This window comes from Comamonas faecalis (assembly GCF_039538025.1).
Lineage (GTDB): Bacteria > Pseudomonadota > Gammaproteobacteria > Burkholderiales > Burkholderiaceae_C > Comamonas_C > Comamonas_C faecalis.
This window is the reverse complement of the sequence record NZ_BAABBP010000001.1, coordinates 96711-112680: the sequence shown is the minus strand read 5'-3', so window position 1 is coordinate 112680 and position 15970 is coordinate 96711. Positions and strand designations below refer to the sequence as shown.

Annotated in this window: 14 protein-coding genes; 11 read left to right on the top strand and 3 right to left on the bottom strand. The window is 67.6% G+C overall.

Annotated elements, in window-relative coordinates:
• Positions 1 to 16 precede the first annotated feature (16 nt).
• Positions 17 to 709, bottom strand: a complete 693-nt coding sequence (gene hda, locus ABD767_RS00510; RefSeq protein ID WP_344867556.1) for a DnaA regulatory inactivator Hda — start codon at positions 707 to 709, stop codon at positions 17 to 19.
• 224 nt (positions 710 to 933) lie between these two features.
• Between hda and purM the strand changes: the two genes are divergently transcribed.
• The 3 genes from purM (at position 934) to ABD767_RS00495 (ending at position 3613) form a co-directional block, all read left to right on the top strand.
• Positions 934 to 1992 (top strand): phosphoribosylformylglycinamidine cyclo-ligase, encoded by a 1059-nt coding sequence (gene purM, locus ABD767_RS00505; RefSeq protein WP_344867554.1) that lies wholly within the window; start codon positions 934 to 936, stop codon positions 1990 to 1992.
• A gap of 52 nt (positions 1993 to 2044) precedes the next feature.
• The gene (locus ABD767_RS00500) at positions 2045 to 3085 is read left to right on the top strand and encodes an AI-2E family transporter (protein WP_103043558.1); all 1041 of its coding nucleotides are present in this window, start codon (positions 2045 to 2047) and stop codon (positions 3083 to 3085) included.
• A gap of 138 nt (positions 3086 to 3223) precedes the next feature.
• On the top strand, positions 3224 to 3613 hold the full coding sequence (locus tag ABD767_RS00495) for a universal stress protein (protein WP_103043559.1): 390 nt from the start codon (positions 3224 to 3226) through the stop codon (positions 3611 to 3613).
• Between the two features lie 54 nt (positions 3614 to 3667).
• Here ABD767_RS00495 and ABD767_RS00490 read toward each other — a convergent pair whose 3' ends face one another.
• On the bottom strand, positions 3668 to 4516 hold the full coding sequence (locus tag ABD767_RS00490) for a SirB1 family protein (protein ID WP_344867551.1): 849 nt from the start codon (positions 4514 to 4516) through the stop codon (positions 3668 to 3670).
• An 11-nt stretch (positions 4517 to 4527) separates the two neighbouring features.
• On the bottom strand, positions 4528 to 6093 hold the full coding sequence (murJ, locus tag ABD767_RS00485) for a murein biosynthesis integral membrane protein MurJ (protein WP_344867549.1): 1566 nt from the start codon (positions 6091 to 6093) through the stop codon (positions 4528 to 4530).
• Positions 6094 to 6197: 104 nt separating this feature from the next.
• Between murJ and rpsT the strand changes: the two genes are divergently transcribed.
• The 8 genes from rpsT to ABD767_RS00445 all read left to right on the top strand — a co-directional run bounded on the left by rpsT (position 6198) and on the right by ABD767_RS00445 (position 15952).
• Positions 6198 to 6491 (top strand): 30S ribosomal protein S20, encoded by a 294-nt coding sequence (gene rpsT, locus ABD767_RS00480; protein ID WP_103043562.1) that lies wholly within the window; start codon positions 6198 to 6200, stop codon positions 6489 to 6491.
• 390 nt (positions 6492 to 6881) lie between these two features.
• Entirely contained in the window at positions 6882 to 9224 is a 2343-nt protein-coding gene (locus ABD767_RS00475; protein WP_344867545.1) for a 4Fe-4S binding protein, read from the top strand.
• 71 nt (positions 9225 to 9295) lie between these two features.
• A complete protein-coding gene (gene nosZ / locus ABD767_RS00470) occupies positions 9296 to 11224 on the top strand; it encodes a TAT-dependent nitrous-oxide reductase (protein ID WP_103043563.1) in 1929 nt (642 codons plus the stop codon).
• Between the two features lie 5 nt (positions 11225 to 11229).
• Positions 11230 to 12663: a nitrous oxide reductase family maturation protein NosD gene (locus ABD767_RS00465; protein ID WP_344867542.1), complete on the top strand. Its 1434-nt coding sequence runs from the start codon at positions 11230 to 11232 to the stop codon at positions 12661 to 12663.
• Positions 12656 to 13585 carry an ABC transporter ATP-binding protein gene (locus tag ABD767_RS00460; protein ID WP_344867540.1) on the top strand — a complete coding sequence of 310 codons (930 nt, stop codon included), beginning with the start codon at positions 12656 to 12658 and terminating at the stop codon, positions 13583 to 13585. The genes ABD767_RS00465 and ABD767_RS00460 overlap by 8 nt, the downstream gene beginning before the upstream one ends.
• Entirely contained in the window at positions 13582 to 14412 is an 831-nt protein-coding gene (locus tag ABD767_RS00455) for an ABC transporter permease subunit (RefSeq protein WP_103043566.1), read from the top strand. Before ABD767_RS00460 ends, ABD767_RS00455 begins: the two co-directional genes overlap by 4 nt.
• Positions 14412 to 14963, top strand: coding sequence for a nitrous oxide reductase accessory protein NosL (locus tag ABD767_RS00450; RefSeq protein ID WP_344867536.1), 552 nt, complete (start codon positions 14412 to 14414; stop codon positions 14961 to 14963). Before ABD767_RS00455 ends, ABD767_RS00450 begins: the two co-directional genes overlap by 1 nt.
• A complete protein-coding gene (locus ABD767_RS00445; RefSeq protein WP_344867534.1) occupies positions 14960 to 15952 on the top strand; it encodes an FAD:protein FMN transferase in 993 nt (330 codons plus the stop codon). Before ABD767_RS00450 ends, ABD767_RS00445 begins: the two co-directional genes overlap by 4 nt.
• Positions 15953 to 15970 lie beyond the last annotated feature (18 nt).

The window sequence follows — 15970 nt, the reverse complement described above, 5'->3', positions numbered from 1 at the left end:
ACAACGGCACCCATGCTCATTCGCTCTCCAGCATGGTCTTGAGCAGCGCGATGGTGATCGCGCGCTGCGAGCGCAGCGCAAACGCGTCCAGGCGTTCGAGCAGCGCGCTCAGGCTGGCCAGGTCGCGCGAGAAGCGGCTTTGCATGTAGTCCAGCACCTCGTCGGACAGGAACACGCCGCGCGCGTCGGCCTGCTGGCGCAGTACCGCGCGCCGCCCGGCGTCGTCCGGCGGCTGCAGCCCGAACACGTGGCCCCAGCCCAGGCGGGTACGCAAGTCGTCGCGCAGCGGCAGGTCGGCCGGCGGCACGTCTCCCGCGGCCAGCACCCAGCGCGCCGCGCCCTGCATGGGGTTGATGGCGTTGACGAACCAGTTGAACGCCTGCGCCTGCTGCGCGCTGTCGTACAGGTGCACGCCGTCGAGCAGCACCGCGCTCCAGCGCTCGTCGAACGCAGCGGCATGCGCCACCGACGGATCCATCCAGCCGCAGACCGCGCCCTGCTCGCGCAGCGCCTCGTGCACCGCGCGCAGCAAGTGTGTCTTGCCGCTGCCGGCCGCGCCCCACAGATAGGTGGGCACCGGCGGATAGGCACTGCCACCTGCGCCCAGCGCCAGGCGCAGGTGCTGCAGCGCCTGGGCATTGGGGCCGGGGTGAAAGTTGTCCAGCGTCGGGCCTGGCGTCAGCCCGATGTCCAGGGCCAGCTGCCTCATCGCAGCGCAGGCCTGCCGCGGCAGGGGTGGAAAAACAACATGGAAGGCATGAAATACAGGCAGCGGCGCGGTGGTGCGCCAGGGTGCGCGGCATGCGCCAGGGCCGCCCGGTGTGCGTTTGCCCCCTGGCGGGGCGGGTCACTTGGACACTCCGGGACAGTCCGCGATTCTACGGCGGCTTAAAATTCGCCGTTTGCTGTCCACCCCAAGCGCTTGCATCTTCCATGAGCACCACACCCTCCCCCATTTCCTACAAAGACGCCGGCGTCGACATCGACGCGGGCGACGCGCTGGTCGAGCGCATCAAGCCTCTGGCCAAGAAAACCATGCGCGAGGGCGTGATGGCCGGCATCGGCGGCTTTGGCGCGCTGTTCGAGGTGCCCAAGAAGTACAAGGAGCCGGTGCTGGTCAGCGGCACCGATGGCGTGGGCACCAAGCTCAAGCTGGCCTTCGAGTGGAACATGCACGACACAGTGGGCATCGACCTGGTGGCGATGAGCGTCAACGACGTGCTGGTGCAGGGCGCCGAGCCGCTGTTCTTCCTGGACTACTTCGCCTGCGGCAAGCTGGACGTGGACACGGCGGCGGCCGTGGTCGGCGGCATTGCCCGCGGCTGCGAGCTGTCGGGCTGCGCGCTGATCGGCGGCGAGACCGCCGAGATGCCCGGCATGTATCCCGCCGGTGAGTACGACCTGGCCGGCTTTGCGGTCGGCGCCGTCGAAAAATCAAAAATCCTGAACGGCCAGAACGTGCAGGCGGGCGACGTGGTGCTGGGCCTGGCGTCGAGCGGCGTGCACTCCAACGGCTTTTCGCTGGTGCGCAAGTGCATCGAGCGCGCCGGCAGCGGCGCGCCGGCCACGCTGGACGGCAAGCCCTTCAAGCAGGCGGTGATGGAGCCCACCCGCCTGTACGTCAAGAGCGTGCTGGCCGCACTGGCCGCGCACCCGCATTCGGCCGCGCAAGGCGGCATCAAGGCGCTGGCGCACATCACCGGCGGCGGGCTGCTGGAGAACATTCCGCGCGTGCTGCCCGACGGCCTGGCCGCGCAGCTGGGCCGCGGCAGCTGGCCGCAAACCGAGCTGTTCGCCTGGCTGCAGGCCACCGCCGGCATCGACGAGGTCGAGATGAACCGCACCTTCAACAACGGCATCGGCATGGTGGTCGTCGCCGCGGCCGATGCCGCCGACGCCGTGGCCGCCACGCTGCGCGCCCACAGCGAGACGGTGCACGCCATCGGCACCATCGCGCCGCGCGGCCAGGGCAACGCCGTACAGCTGGTCTGACGCAGGCGCGGCCCCTGCCCCAGCATCTCCACCGCGCACCAGCGACCCACCCATGCCCTCTTCGCAACACGCGCACCACGGCGCCGGCGCCGTGGTCTCGCGCCCGGTCATCTGGGCCAGCTACCTGCTGATGGCTGCGGCGCTGCTGCTGGTCATGGTCTATGGCCTGCTGCCGGGCATGCTCAGCCTGTGCCTGGGCTTCGTGCTCACGCGCTGGGTGGCCGGGCAACTGGCGCGCCTGCCTGGCGGCCTGCCGCTGCGCCACCAGACGCTGGCGGCCACCGTCGTCATGCTGTTGTCGCTGCTGCCCATCGTGCTGGCGCTGTCGCAGTCGCGCAGCTATGTGCTGGCCGCGCCGCAGCAGTACCGCGAACTGCTCGATTTTCTGGCGCGCACCGTGCTGGAGCTGCGCGACAAGCTGCCGCCGGACATGGCAGCCCAACTGCCCGACGAGGCCCAGGAGGTCCAGCGCGCGCTGGCGTCCTACCTGGCGGCCAAGGCCGGCGCGCTGGCGCATACCGGCCGCATCTGGCTGGGCGGGCTGCTGTACGTCTACATGGGCCTGCTGATCGGCGCGCTGGCCGCCGCGCGCGCGCCCAGCCACCGGCGCCGGCCTCTGGCGCAGCAGCTGACGCTGCGCACCACGCGCATGGGCGAGGCCTTCAGCCAGATCGTCGCCGCGCAGTTCTGGATCGCCTCGTTCAATACCCTGCTCACCGCCATCTTCCTGCTGGCGATCCTGCCCTGGTGGGGCATGCGCCTGCCCTACACGCCGGCGCTGATCACGCTGACCTTCGTCGCCGGGCTGGTGCCCATCGTCGGCAACCTGCTGTGCAACACGGTGCTGACACTCGTCGGCCTGTCGGTCTCGCCGGCCGTCGCCGCCGCCTGCCTGGCTTTCCTGGTGCTGATCCACAAGGCCGAATACGTGATCAACGCCAAGGTGGTCGGCCAACGCACGCACATGAGCGTGTGGGAGCTGCTGGCCGTGATGTTCTTTGCGGAGGCGGTCTTCGGCCCCGCCGGCCTGGTGGCCGCGCCGCTGTTCTACGCCTACCTGAAAAAGGAATTGCAGGCGGCGCGCCTGGTCTGACGCCGCCATTCGCCACTGTCACGCGCCACCCACACCCGGTATCGCACCGACTCGCCAACGCGGCTGCGTTGGGCTATCCTGCCGAGCTGCCGGCGCCCGCTGCGCCACCCCGCAACCACCCTACCGGAGAGACAACCCATGACCTTGCTCGTCGCCTATGTTCCCCGCCCCGAAGGCCAGGCAGCGCTGGACGCCGCCATTGAGATCGCCGTCAACAACAACGAGGAGCTGATCGTCGTCAACGCCGGCCCGGGCGGGCGCGACGACGCCAGCATCGTCAACGGCTACGAGGTCGAGCGCGTGGAAGAGCGCCTGGCGGCCCTGCCGATCAAGGCACAGTTCAAGCAGTTCGTGCGCGGCAAGGGCACGATCGAGGAGATCGAGGAACTGGTCGACACAATGAACGTGCGCGTGCTCGTCATCGGCCTGCGCAAGCGCTCGCCGGTGGGCAAGCTGCTGATGGGCAGCATGGCCCAGGAAATCCTGCTCACGGTCTCCTGCCCGGTGCTGGCGGTCAAGGCCAACTGACCCAGCGGATCGCCGCCACTGCACATCACGGAGTACGCCTGCGCGTACTCCGTTTTACATTGCACCGCCGCTGCGCAGCGCCTGCACCAGCATCGTGATGGCCTGGGCGTCCTCGGCCTGGCGGGCGTGATCCAGATAGGTCTGCAAGTCCTGAGCGGCCTCCTGCATCTGGCCCAGTTGCATGCGGGTCAGGCCGCGGTCGCGCCACTCGGGCCAGTCGCGCGGCAGCAGCACCAGCAGGCGGTCGTGCACCGCCAGCAGCCGCTGCCAGTCCTGCGCTGCGTGGTGGATTTCCTTGAGGTTGTGCAGCATGCGCGCCAGGGTTTCGCGCGGCGGCGCCGCGCGCAGGTTCGCCTCGATCAAGGCGTCGTCGTGCACCGGCGCGTCGGCGGGCAGCACCAGTTGCAGCCGCTCGCTGACCGCCTCGCGCGACAGCGACTCCCCAGTCATCGGGTCGATCACGGCCCAGCCCTGCGTCAGGCGCACCTTGACCAAGAAATGCCCCGGAAAGGACACGCCGAACGCCTTCAGGCCGATGGCCTGCGCCAGCTCCAGCCACAGCACGGCCAGCGAGATCGGGATGCCGCGGCGCGTGCGCACCACCGCGTGCAGATAGCTGTTTTCGGGTGCGTAGTAGTCGTTGAGGTTGCCGGCAAAGCCCAGCTCGCGAAAAAAGAACTGCTGCAGCAGCCCCAGGCGCTGCAGCGCCGCGGCGTCGGCCGGAATGCGCCGCTGCAGCCGCGCCAGCCAGGCGTCGACCTGGTCGAGCACCTGCTGCACGTCCAGCCGCGGGTCCTCGTCGTGGCCGATGCACGCGGCTGCCTCCAGCAGGGCAATCGGCTCCTCCTGCACCAGGCTGGCGAAATACTGCAGAGGCGTGGGAACGTCGAAATGCATGGCCATGGCGTTCGCCCTCACCGCCGCACCAGCTGGCGCAGCTTCACGCCGCTGGCCAGCAGCGCACCAAAATAAAGCAGTACCGCGGCGCCCAGCGTCGCCGCCAGCAGGCCCACGCGCTGCGCGGGATGGGCGCGCAGGGCCAGCCAGTCGAAATGCCGCGCGCCCCAGGCCAGCCACAGCGCCAGCGCCACCGACGCCAGCGCCACCTGCAGAGCAAAACGCCGCCAGCCCGGGCGCGGGCGATAGCTGCCGCAGCGCACCAGGCCGGTGAGCAGCCACAGCGCATTGCCCAGCGCGCCCACGCCGATCGACAGCGCCAGCCCCACATGCGCCAGCCAGGGGACGAGCGCCACATTGAGCAGCTGCGTGCCAATCAGCACGAAGATGGCGATGCGCACCGGCGTGCGGATGTCCTGGCGGGCGTAGAAGCCGGGCGCCAGCACCTTGACCGCCACCAGCCCCAGCAGCCCCACGCCATAACCGACCAGGGCCGCCGCGATGCGCAGCACGTCGCCGTCGTGCAGCGCGCCATAGTGAAACAACGTGGCCACCAGCGGGCGGGCGTAGACCAGCAGGCCCACGGCACAGGGAACGGCCAGCAGCACGACCAGGCGCAGCCCCCAGTCGAGCATGGCCGAGTAGCGCTCACCATCGCCCGCCGCCTGCGCGGCCGACAGCTGGGGCGTGAGCACCACGCCCAGCGCCACGCCCAAGAGCGCGGTGGGAAATTCCATCAGCCGGTCGGCGTAGAACAGCCAGGTCACGCTGCCCGGCGCCAGGTAGGAGGCGATCTGCGTATTGATCATCAGCGACACCTGCGCCACGCCCACGCCCAGCAGCGCCGGCGCCATCAGCTGCAGGATGCGGCGCACTCCTGGATTGCGCCAGGCCTGCCCGATGACTGCGGCGCTCATGCCGATGCGCGGCATCAGCGACAGGCGCATCAGCGCCGGCAGCTGCACCGCCAGCTGCAGCACGCCGCCGCCCATCACTCCGCCGACCATCGCGTAAATCGGCTCGACGCCGCGCTCGCCCAGCAGCGGCGCGCCCCACCAGGCGGCGGCGATCATGCACAGATTGAGCAGCACCGGCGTGATGGCCGGCACGGCAAAGCGCCTCCAGGTGTTCAAAATGCCCGCCGACAGCGCCACCAGCGACATGAAGCCGATGTAGGGGAACATCCAGCGCGTCATGAACACCGCCGCCTCCATGCCCTGCGGGTGCGCCCGCAGGCCGCTGGCCAGCAGCCAGACCAGCACCGGCGCGCCCACCGAGCCGACCACGCACACGGCCATCAGCACCCACAGCAGCACCGTGGCCACCGCGTCGATCAGCGCATGGGTGGACTCCTCGCCATGCTGCGCCCGGTGGCCAGCGAGCACCGGAACGAAGGCCTGGCTGAACGCGCCCTCGGCAAACAGGCGGCGAAACAGGTTGGGAATGCGAAACGCGACGTTGAAGGCGTCGGTCAGCACGTTGGCGCCAAAGACCGAGGCCATCAGGAGGTCGCGCGCCAGGCCGGTCACACGCGAGGCCAGGGTGAGCAGCGAGACGGTGGAGGCGGCTTTGAAGAGTGACACCCGGGCGAGTGTATGCGCGCCATGAGGCCGGCCGGAGAAAATTACATTCGCGCTATAATCTCCGGCTTTGCTGACAACATCCACAGACACAAGGAACTACCATCATGGCATCAGGAAAACCCCGCAAGAACCCCCGCCTGGCATCGGGCCGCAAACGCGCGCGCCAGAACGTCGCGCTCAATGCAGCCAATACCTCGCTGCGCTCCAAGTACCGCACCGCGGTCAAGAACATTGAAAAGGCCGTGGTCGCCGGCGACAAGGCCAAGGCCGCCGAGCTGTTCACCAAGGCCCAGTCCGTGATCGACACGATTGCCGACAAGGGCATCTTCCACAAGAACAAGGCCGCGCGCGACAAGAGCCGCCTGTCGGCCAAGATCAAGGCGCTGGCCGCCGCCTGACCCCCACCGTCAGGCACCCGCACGGGCGGCCCGCGCCGCCCGCCGTTTGCACTGGGTGCGCTGTCAGCAAAGCAAGAACCGCCTTCGTGGCGGTTTTTTGTTGCCCGCTCGAAAAACGACTGCACAAAAAACAAGCAACAACAAAAATACCAACGATTGCTGCGGCACGGTAGTCCGCCCGCGGCACCTGCCCATGAAAGCGCAGGCACCGCGCACCGAGGACCGCGCAAACACACCAGACGACGAGAACACGGGCAGCGCGCGCGACGAATCAAGCAACAGCGGATTTCCATAGGAAAACCCGAGTCTTGATTTCAATCAATTGCCTTCATGGAAAACCCTATTACTCTCGCGTACAGGTTTTCCCTTATTCAACAACATCTCCAGACCATGCTTGAAGCCACGCGCCGCGCAGCACGCAAAAGCCTTGCATTCCTCGCTTGCGCTGCCCTGTCTTTGTCCGTTCTGGTCGGCTCACCCTCGGTGCAGGCAAGCACCACCGCCGAAAAAATCGAGTCGCTGCTGAACAAAAAGCAGGCCATGGCGCGCCAGGACCAAAGTGGCCCGCGCCTGGCGGATTACCTGTCGGCCGCGCCGGTGCAGGAACTGGTACCCGGTGCCAACCGCCTGGGCGTGCCCGGGGGCGACCCGACGGTGGCGCCCGCCTTCACCGGTGACAAGCAGGTCGGCTATGTCTATCTGACCTCGGACGTCGTCAATACGCGCGGCTATTCCAGCCTGCCCATCGACATCCTGGTCGGTTTGTCCATGGACGGGGAAATCGTTGGCGCCAAGCTGGTCGACCACCACGAGCCCATCGTGCTGATCGGCGTTCCCGACTCGGCCGTGGTCAACTTCATCAACGGCTACGTCGGCAAGAACTACTACAAGGCGCCGCCGCGCCCGGGCGACGCGCCGCCGGTGGACATCGTCAGCGGCGCGACCGTCACGCTGATGGTCGTGGGCGACAGCATCACGCGCTCTTCGATGCTGGTGGCGCGCGCCCACATCGGCGGCGAACAAAGCACGGCCGGCGCCGCCGCAGCCGCAGCCGCAGCCGCGCCCACCGAAAAGCGCAGCATCGTCATGGACGAGGGCAGCGTCCAGTCCTGGGACGAACTGCTCGCCAGCGGTGCCATCTCGCACCTGCACGTCAGCGTCGACGACGTCAACCAGGCTTTCATCAAGAGCGGGCGCCAGGGCGCCATCGACAGGCCCGAGCCGGGCGACCCCGAGGACAGCTTCATCGACCTGTACGCCGCCCTGGTGAGCGTGCCGTCCATCGGCCGCAGCGTACTGGGCCAGGCCGACTGGGACTGGCTCAAAGAGCGCCTCAAACCCGGCCAGCAGGCCATCGTCGTGGCCGGTGAGGGGCGCTACTCCTTCAAGGGGTCGGGCTATGTGCGCGGCGGCGTGTTCGACCGCATCGAAGTGATCCAGGGCGACAACGGCATTCAGTTCAGCGATTCCGACCACGAGCGCCTGGGCGACATCATGGCCGCCGGTGCACCGAGCTTTCGCGAAATCGCGCTGTTCACCATTCCCGCCGATGCCACGTTTGACCCCACCGAGCCCTGGCGCCTGCAGCTGATGGTGCAGCGCGTGATGAACGTGCAGCAAAAGGCCTTCACGACCTTCAACCTCAACTACGAGCTGCCCGCCAGCCTGGTCAAGGTCGAACCGATTGCCGCCGCACCTGCAGCCCAAGGCGCAGCCCCAGCGGGCGCCACCGACTGGGAGCAAGACCCGCAGCTGTGGAAGCAGATCTGGATCGCCAAGACCGGGCAAATCATCGTCATCAGCTTTGCGCTGGTCACGCTCATCGGCTTGTTCTTCTTCCAGGACCAGCTGACCAAGCACGAGAAGTTCTACAAGCGCTTTCGCATTGCCTTTCTGCTGTTCTCGCTGTTCTGGATAGGCTGGTATGCCAAGGCACAGCCGTCGGTGGTCAACGTCCTGACCTTCACCCACGCGCTGATGAACGGCTTTCACTGGGACTACTTCCTGATGGATCCCATCGTCTTCCTGCTGTGGGTGGCCACCGCGGTGTCGATGATTTTCTGGAACCGCGGTGCCTTCTGCGGCTGGCTGTGCCCGTTCGGCGCGCTGCAGGAGCTCACCAACAAGCTGGCGCGCGCGCTGCACGTGCCGCAGATCAAGGTGCGCCACGGCGTGCACACCCGCCTGGCCGGGCTCAAGTACGTGATCTTCATCGGTCTGTTCGGCGTCTCGCTCTACCAGATGGCGCTGGCCGAGATGCTCGCCGAAATCGAGCCTTTCAAGACCGCCATCATCCTGAAGTTCATCCGCGACTGGCCGTTCGTGATCTTCGCCGTCTTGCTGGTGGGCGCCGGCCTGTTCATCGAGCGCTTCTACTGCCGCTACCTGTGCCCCATGGGCGCGGCGCTGGCCATTCCAGCCAAGCTGCGCATCTTCGACTGGCTGCGCCGCTACAAGATGTGCGGCAACCCCTGCCAGCTGTGTGCCGTCGAGTGCCCGGTGCAGGCGATCAAGCCCGAGGGCGACATCGACCCCAACGAGTGCATCCAGTGCCTGAACTGCCAGCAGCTCTACCACAACGACAACCGCTGCCCGCACCTGATCCAGAAGAACGCCAAGCTGCGCAAAAAGCCCGCACCCGCGTCCGCCACACCCGCAGCCCCCGTCACCGTGGTCACGCGGCGCAAGAGCATCGGCAAGGGCGACGGCGACGTCCAACCCCAGGCCCACTGAGTTTTTCGCTCCAGGCGTGTAGCAGCCCAGCACGGCACACGCCCCCCTTTTCAACTCCACAGGAGAAATCCATGTCTGATCACAACGAAGAGCAAACCAAGCTGAAGAGGCGTGGTTTCCTGGGCGCTGCCGCCGTCGGTGGTGTCGCTGCCGTGGGCGCTGCCCACCTGGCCACCAGCGCGCATGCGCAAAGCAACAAGAAAGCCCAGAAAGGCCTGACCAGCGAAGTGGGCCCGGGCGAGCTCGACGAGTACTACGCCTTCGCCTCGGGCGGCCAGTCGGGCGAGGTGCGCATTCTGGGCCTGCCCTCGATGCGCGAGCTCATGCGCATCCCAATCTTCAACATCTGCAGCGCCACCGGCTGGGGTCTGACCAACGAGAGCCGCAAGATCATGACGGAGAACCTGACGCCCGAGACGCTCAAGTTCGCCAAGCAGGCCTACGGCATGGGCGGCGTGCTGCCCAACGGCGACGCGCACCACCCCCACATGTCGTTCACCGACGGCACCTACGACGGGCGCTACATCTTCATCAACGACAAGGCCAACACCCGCGTGGCGCGCATCCGCTGCGACGTGATGAAGGTCGACAAGATCGTCGAAGTGCCCAACGCCAGCTCCATCCACGGGCTGCGCCCGCAGCGCTACCCCAAGACCGGCTACGTGTTCGCCAACGGCGAGCACATCGTGCCCATCCCCAACGACGGCAGCGTGTTTGGCGACCCCGAGAAAAACTACTGGGCCGTGTTCACCGCCATCGACGGCGACACCATGAAGATCGCCTGGCAGGTGATCGTCGACGGCAACCTGGACAACATGGACGCCGACTACCAGGGCAAGTACGCGGTCTCGACCTGCTACAACTCCGAGAAGGGCCTGAACGTCACCGAAATGTCGTCCAACGAGCAGGACTGGGCGGTGGTGTTCAACATCGCGCGCATCGAGCAAGGCATCAAGAGCGGCGACTTCAAGACCATCAATGGCGTCAAGGTGCTCGACGGCCGCCACGGCTCCAAGTACACGCGCTACATTCCGGTGCCCAACTCGCCGCACGGCTGCAACGCCGCGCCCGACCAGGTGCACATCGTGCTCAACGGCAAGCTCTCGCCGACGGTGACCATGATCGACGTGCGCAAGCTCGACGACCTGTTTGCCGACAAGATCAAGCCGCGCGACGTCGTCGTCGCCGAGCCCGAACTGGGCCTGGGCCCGCTGCACACGGCCTTTGACGGCCGCGGCAACGCCTACACCACGCTGTTCATCGACAGCCAGGTCGTCAAGTGGAACATGGCCAAGGCCATCGAGGCCTACAACGGCAAGAAGGTCGATCCCATCATCGAGAAGATCGACGTGCACTTCCAGCCCGGCCACAACCACACGACCATGGGCGAGACCAAGGAAGCCGACGGCAAGTGGCTGATCTCGCTCAACAAGTTCTCCAAGGATCGTTTCCTCAACGTCGGCCCGCTCAAGCCCGAGTGCGACCAGCTGATCGACATCTCCGGCGACAAGATGCGCCTGGTGCACGACGGCCCCAGCTTTGCCGAGCCGCACGACATGCTGCTGGTGCACCGCTCCAAGATCCGCCCGCGCCACACCTGGAAGCGCGACGACCCGATGTGGGACGACATCCGCCAGCAGGCCAAGAAGGACGGCGTGGAGCTGGAGTCGGCGGCGGAGGTAATCCGCGACGGCAACAAGGTGCGCGTCTACATGACGGCCGTCGCGCCCACTTTCAGCGTGCACAACTTCGAGGTCAACGAGGGCGACGAAGTCACGGTGGTGGTCACCAACGTCGACACCATCGAAGACCTGACGCACGGCTTCACCCTGACCGGCTACGGCCTGGCCATGGAGGTCGGCCCGCAGGCAACCTCGTCGATTACCTTCGTCGCCTCGCGCCCCGGCGTGCACTGGTACTACTGCCAGTGGTTCTGCCACGCGCTGCACATGGAGATGTCGGGCCAGATGAACGTCAAACCCAAGAAGAAAAAGGCCTGACCGCCATGCGCCTTCCCGCCGTCACAAAGCATGTGGCGGCACTGGCCGCCGCGCTGGTGCTGCAAGGCACCGGTGCGGCGCTCGTGCACGCCGCCACCATCGCGGTCCAGCCCACGGCCGACCTGCAGTCGGTCGTGGACGCGGCCGCGCCCGGCGACGTGCTCCAGCTGGCCAGCGGCGACTACCCGGGCAACCTGGTGCTGAACAAACCCATCACCCTGCAAGGCCCCGAAGACCGCAGCGCCCGCATCATCGGCGAGCGCAAGGGCCGCACCATCTGGGTCAAGGGCAACGACGTCACGCTCACGGGCCTGACGGTGCGCAACTCCGGCCTGAGCCTGGCCGACATGGACGCCGGCATCTTTCTGCACAAGGGCAGCGAGCGCGCCCACGTCGCGCACAACGACATCCTCGACAACTCGGTCGGCGTCTACCTCTGGGGCACCCGGGACGCGCTGGTCGAGCACAACCGCATCGTCGGCAATGCCGAGCTGCGCATCAACGAGCGCGGCAATGGCGTGACGGTGTGGAACGCCCCCGGCTCGCAGGTGGTGGACAACGAGATTTCGCTGGGCCGCGACGGCATTTTTTCGAACAACAGCACGCACAACGTCTTCTCGCGCAACCGCTTTCACGACCTGCGCTACGCGGTGCACTACATGTACACCAACGACAGCGTGGTCAGCGACAACATCTCGACGGGCAACCAGATCGGCTACGCGCTGATGTTTTCGCGCAACCTCATCGTCCACGGCAACATCGCCATCGACAACCTGGCCCAGGGCCTGATGCTCAACGCAACCAACTACTCGGCAGTCGACGCCAACGTCGTCATCGGCGCCGAGAAATGCGTATTCGTCTACAACTCCAACGTCAACCAGATCAAGGGCAACCACTTCGAGGACTGCGACATCGGCGTGCACTACACCGCCTCGCAGAACAACGAATTCCACGACAACGCCTTCGTCGGCAACCGCAACCAGGTCAAGTACGTGAGCACCCAGCTGGTCGAATGGTCGCACCAGGGCCGCGGCAACTACTGGTCGGACGCGTCGATCTTCGACCTTGACGGCAACGGCATTGGCGACACCGCCTACCGCCCCAACGGCATCATGGACCAGGTGGTCTGGCGCGCGCCCAACGCCCGCCTGCTGCTCAACAGCCCGGCCGTGACCATCGTGCGCTGGGCGCAATCGCAGTTCCCGGCCATCCTGCCCGGCGGCGTCGTCGACAGCGCGCCGCTGATGGAGCCGCCCGCGTCCAAGACGCTGGACGCCATCGACGCGCTGGGCATTCGCCCCGAGCAGGGCGCGGCCGGCGCGCAAAAGCGCGAGCAGGAGCGCCAGAAATGGCAAGGCGTGCCCATGAGCGCGGCGCCCGCCACCCCCTCTCTCACCCACTCGTTCATCACCCACCCAGGAGGAAGCCTGCATGGCTGATACCGCGGCCACGATCGACCTGCGCGGCGTGACCAAACGCTATGGCCGCCAGCGCGCCGTCGACGGCGTCAGCCTGCAGCTGCATGCGGGCGAATGCGCCATCCTCGCCGGCCACAACGGTGCGGGCAAAAGCACGCTGATGAAGTCCATTCTCGGCCTGATCCAGCCCGAAGAAGGCACGGTGCGCGTGCTCGGCGAGCTGGCGCACAGCAAGGCCGCCGCGCGCGCGCGCCGCCAGCTGGGCTACCTGCCCGAGACGGTGGCGCTGCACCCGTCGCTCACCGGCAGCGAGACGCTGGACTTCTACGCCAGGCTCAAAAGCCTGCCCACGGCGGGCAACCGCGCGCTGCTCGAACGTGTGGGCATTGCCGACGCGGCGCACAAGCGCGTGGGCGGCTACTCCAAGGGCATGCGCCAGCGGCTGGCGCTGGCCCAGGCGCTGCTGGGCACGCCGCGCGTCTTGCTGCTCGACGAGCCGACCACGGGGCTCGATCCCGCATCGCGCCTGCTGTTCTATGAAATCGTCGGCGAGCTGCGCGCGCGCGGCGCGGCCATCCTGCTGTCCACCCATGCGCTGGCCGAACTCGAAGGCCTGGCCGACCGTGTCTTCGTCCTGCAAAAAGGCAAGAAAATCGCCGACGGCTCGCTCGCCGACCTGCGCCGCCAGGCCGACCTGCCGGTGCGCATCCGCCTGACGCTCGCCGCGCCCCCAGCCGGCCTGCCCACGGGCTGGCAGCACATCGGCCCGCAGCGCATCGAGCTGCAATGCGCCAACGCCGACAAGATCGACCATCTGCGCCAGGCGCAGGACTTTGCCGGCCTGCGCGACATCGAGCTGGAGCAACCCGGCCTGGACGAGATGTACGCCCACTTTCTGCGCCGCGAACCCGCGGCCGCCACCCGCCAGGAGCAAGCCGCATGAACGCCACGCTCACCCTCATCGGCAAGGAAGTGCGCGACGGCCTGCGCAACCGCTGGGTGCTGGCCGTGGCCCTGCTGCTGGCGGCGCTGGCGCTGGCGCTGGGCCTGCTGGGCAGCGCGCCCACGGGCAGCGTCAAGGTCGACCCGCTGGTCGTCACCGTCGTCAGCCTGTCGAGCCTGTCGATCTTTCTCGTGCCGCTCATCGCCCTCTTGCTGTCGTACGACGCCATCGTCGGCGAGATCGACCGCGGCACCATGGCGCTCTTGCTGTCCTACCCGGTCTCGCGCGCGCAGGTGCTCACCGGCAAGTTCTGCGGCCACCTGGTCGTGCTGTCGCTGGCCATCGTCGGCGGCTATGGCGCGGCCGGCATCCTCCTGCAGCTGTGGCACGGCGGGCTCGACGTCTCGGGCTGGACGCCTTTTCTCCTCCTGATCGGCGCCAGCATCCTGCTGGGCGCGGGCTTTCTGGCGCTGGGCTATCTGATCAGCGCACTGGTGAGCGACCGCGTCACCGCCGCCGGCATTGCCGTCGGCGTCTGGCTGTTTCTGGTGGTGATCTTCGACATGGGCCTGATCGGCCTGCTCGTCGTCGACCAGGGCCGCGTCGTCACGGCGCAGATGCTCAACGTCATCCTGCTGTTCAACCCCACCGACGTATACCGCCTGCTCAACCTCACGGGCCACGAGAACATCGCCATGTTCTCGGGCATGGCGGGGCTGACCGACAAGGCCACGCTGCCCACGGCGGCGCTGCTGCTGGCCCAGGCGCTGTGGGTGGTCGTGCCGCTGACGCTGGCGGCCATGCGCTTCAAACGGAGGGCTTTGTAATGCTGACTTCATACCGCCAACCCTGGCTGCGGCTGGCCGCGGCACTAGCCCTGGCGTTGACCCTGGCCGCCTGCGGCAGCGGCGCAAGCGACGTGCCGCCGCCCCCGCCCAGCGCGCTCACCGCAAACGCCACCGGGCATTTCTGCACCATGAACCTGAGCGAGCACATCGGCCCCAAGGGGCAGATCCACCTGCGCGACAACAAGGAGATCGTCTGGTTGTCCGACGTCACCCAGGTGTTTGCCTTCACCCTGCTGCCCGAAGAGGCCAAGACCATCACCGCCATCTACGTGCAGGACATGGCCCGCGCCGACGCCCAGGGCAACCCGCCGGATGACGCCTGGATCGACGCACGCAGCGCGCATTACGTCATTCGCAGCGAATTCGTCGGCGGCATGGGCGCGCCAGACGCCCTGCCCTTTGCCGACCTTGAACAGGCGCGCGACTTCGTTGCGCGCCACGGCGGCGAGATCGTCACCTTCGACACCATGCCCGAGGACTACGTCTTCGGGCCGCAGCCCCAGACACCCGCGAAAGGCCCCGCGTCATGACCCACGCCCCCGCCACCCGCCGCCGTTTCATTCGCATCCTGGCCGCCAGCGGCGCGGCCCTGGCCGCCGGCCCGCTGGCCGCTGCGCAGCCACCCGAGCCCGTCACCTGGCAGGGCATTGCGCTGGGCGCCGACGCGCAAATGCAGCTGCTGCACCCCGACCGCGCCCACGCCGAAAAGCTGATCGCCCTGGCCGTCGCCGAGGTCCAGCGGCTGGAAAAAATCTTCAGCCTCTACCAGGACGACAGCGCGCTGGTGCAGCTCAACCGCAGCGGCCGGCTCGACCGCCCGGCGGCCGACATGGCGCGCCTCATCTCCGAAGCCCTGCAGTTCAGCCGCGCGACCGACGGCTGTTTCGACGTGAGCGTCCAACCGCTGTGGCAGCTCTACGCGCGCCAGCTGCAGGCGGGCAAACCGCTGCCGCCCGCACCACGGGACTTGCAGCGCGCGCTGGCGTCGGTGGGCTGGCAGCACGTGCTGGTGGACGAGCAGGCGATTGCCCTGGCACGCCCCGGCATGGCACTCACGCTCAACGGCATCGCCCAGGGCTACATCACCGACCGCGTCACCGAGCTGCTGCGCGCCAACGGGCTCGAGCACGCCCTGATCGACCTGGGCGAGACCCGCGCCATCGGCCGCCCCGAACACCGCGATGCCTGGCTGGCCGGCATTGCCGACCCCGCCAACCGCGCCCAGCTGCTGGGAAAAGTCGCGCTGCGCGACCAGGCACTGGCCACTTCGGGCGGCTATGGCACGCCCTTGACCGCCGACGGCAGCACCACCCACCTGTTCGACCCGCGCAGCGGCCTGGCCCGCCCGCGCTGGGCCAGCGTCACCGTGCGCGCGGCCAACGCCACCACGGCCGACGCGCTGTCCACCGCCTTCTCGCTCATGGATGAACACGCCATCACCCACGTCGCGCGCGAATACCAGGCGCAAGCCTGGCTGCTCGCCCACGGCCAGGGCCAGCAGCTCATCCGCATCGGCTGACAAAAAAGCGGCGCCTGC

Coding starts and splice junctions, on each gene's coding strand:
- ABD767_RS00445 (WP_344867534.1), top strand. CDS start 14,960: ATGACCCACGCCCCCGCCACCCGCCGCCGTTTCATTCGCATCCTGGCC.
- ABD767_RS00455 (WP_103043566.1), top strand. CDS start 13,582: ATGAACGCCACGCTCACCCTCATCGGCAAGGAAGTGCGCGACGGCCTG.
- ABD767_RS00500 (WP_103043558.1), top strand. CDS start 2,045: ATGCCCTCTTCGCAACACGCGCACCACGGCGCCGGCGCCGTGGTCTCG.
- ABD767_RS00490 (WP_344867551.1), bottom strand. CDS start 4,516: ATGGCCATGCATTTCGACGTTCCCACGCCTCTGCAGTATTTCGCCAGC.
- ABD767_RS00495 (WP_103043559.1), top strand. CDS start 3,224: ATGACCTTGCTCGTCGCCTATGTTCCCCGCCCCGAAGGCCAGGCAGCG.
- nosZ (WP_103043563.1), top strand. CDS start 9,296: ATGTCTGATCACAACGAAGAGCAAACCAAGCTGAAGAGGCGTGGTTTC.
- hda (WP_344867556.1), bottom strand. CDS start 709: ATGAGGCAGCTGGCCCTGGACATCGGGCTGACGCCAGGCCCGACGCTG.
- ABD767_RS00460 (WP_344867540.1), top strand. CDS start 12,656: ATGGCTGATACCGCGGCCACGATCGACCTGCGCGGCGTGACCAAACGC.
- ABD767_RS00475 (WP_344867545.1), top strand. CDS start 6,882: ATGCTTGAAGCCACGCGCCGCGCAGCACGCAAAAGCCTTGCATTCCTC.
- ABD767_RS00465 (WP_344867542.1), top strand. CDS start 11,230: ATGCGCCTTCCCGCCGTCACAAAGCATGTGGCGGCACTGGCCGCCGCG.
- purM (WP_344867554.1), top strand. CDS start 934: ATGAGCACCACACCCTCCCCCATTTCCTACAAAGACGCCGGCGTCGAC.
- ABD767_RS00450 (WP_344867536.1), top strand. CDS start 14,412: ATGCTGACTTCATACCGCCAACCCTGGCTGCGGCTGGCCGCGGCACTA.
- rpsT (WP_103043562.1), top strand. CDS start 6,198: ATGGCATCAGGAAAACCCCGCAAGAACCCCCGCCTGGCATCGGGCCGC.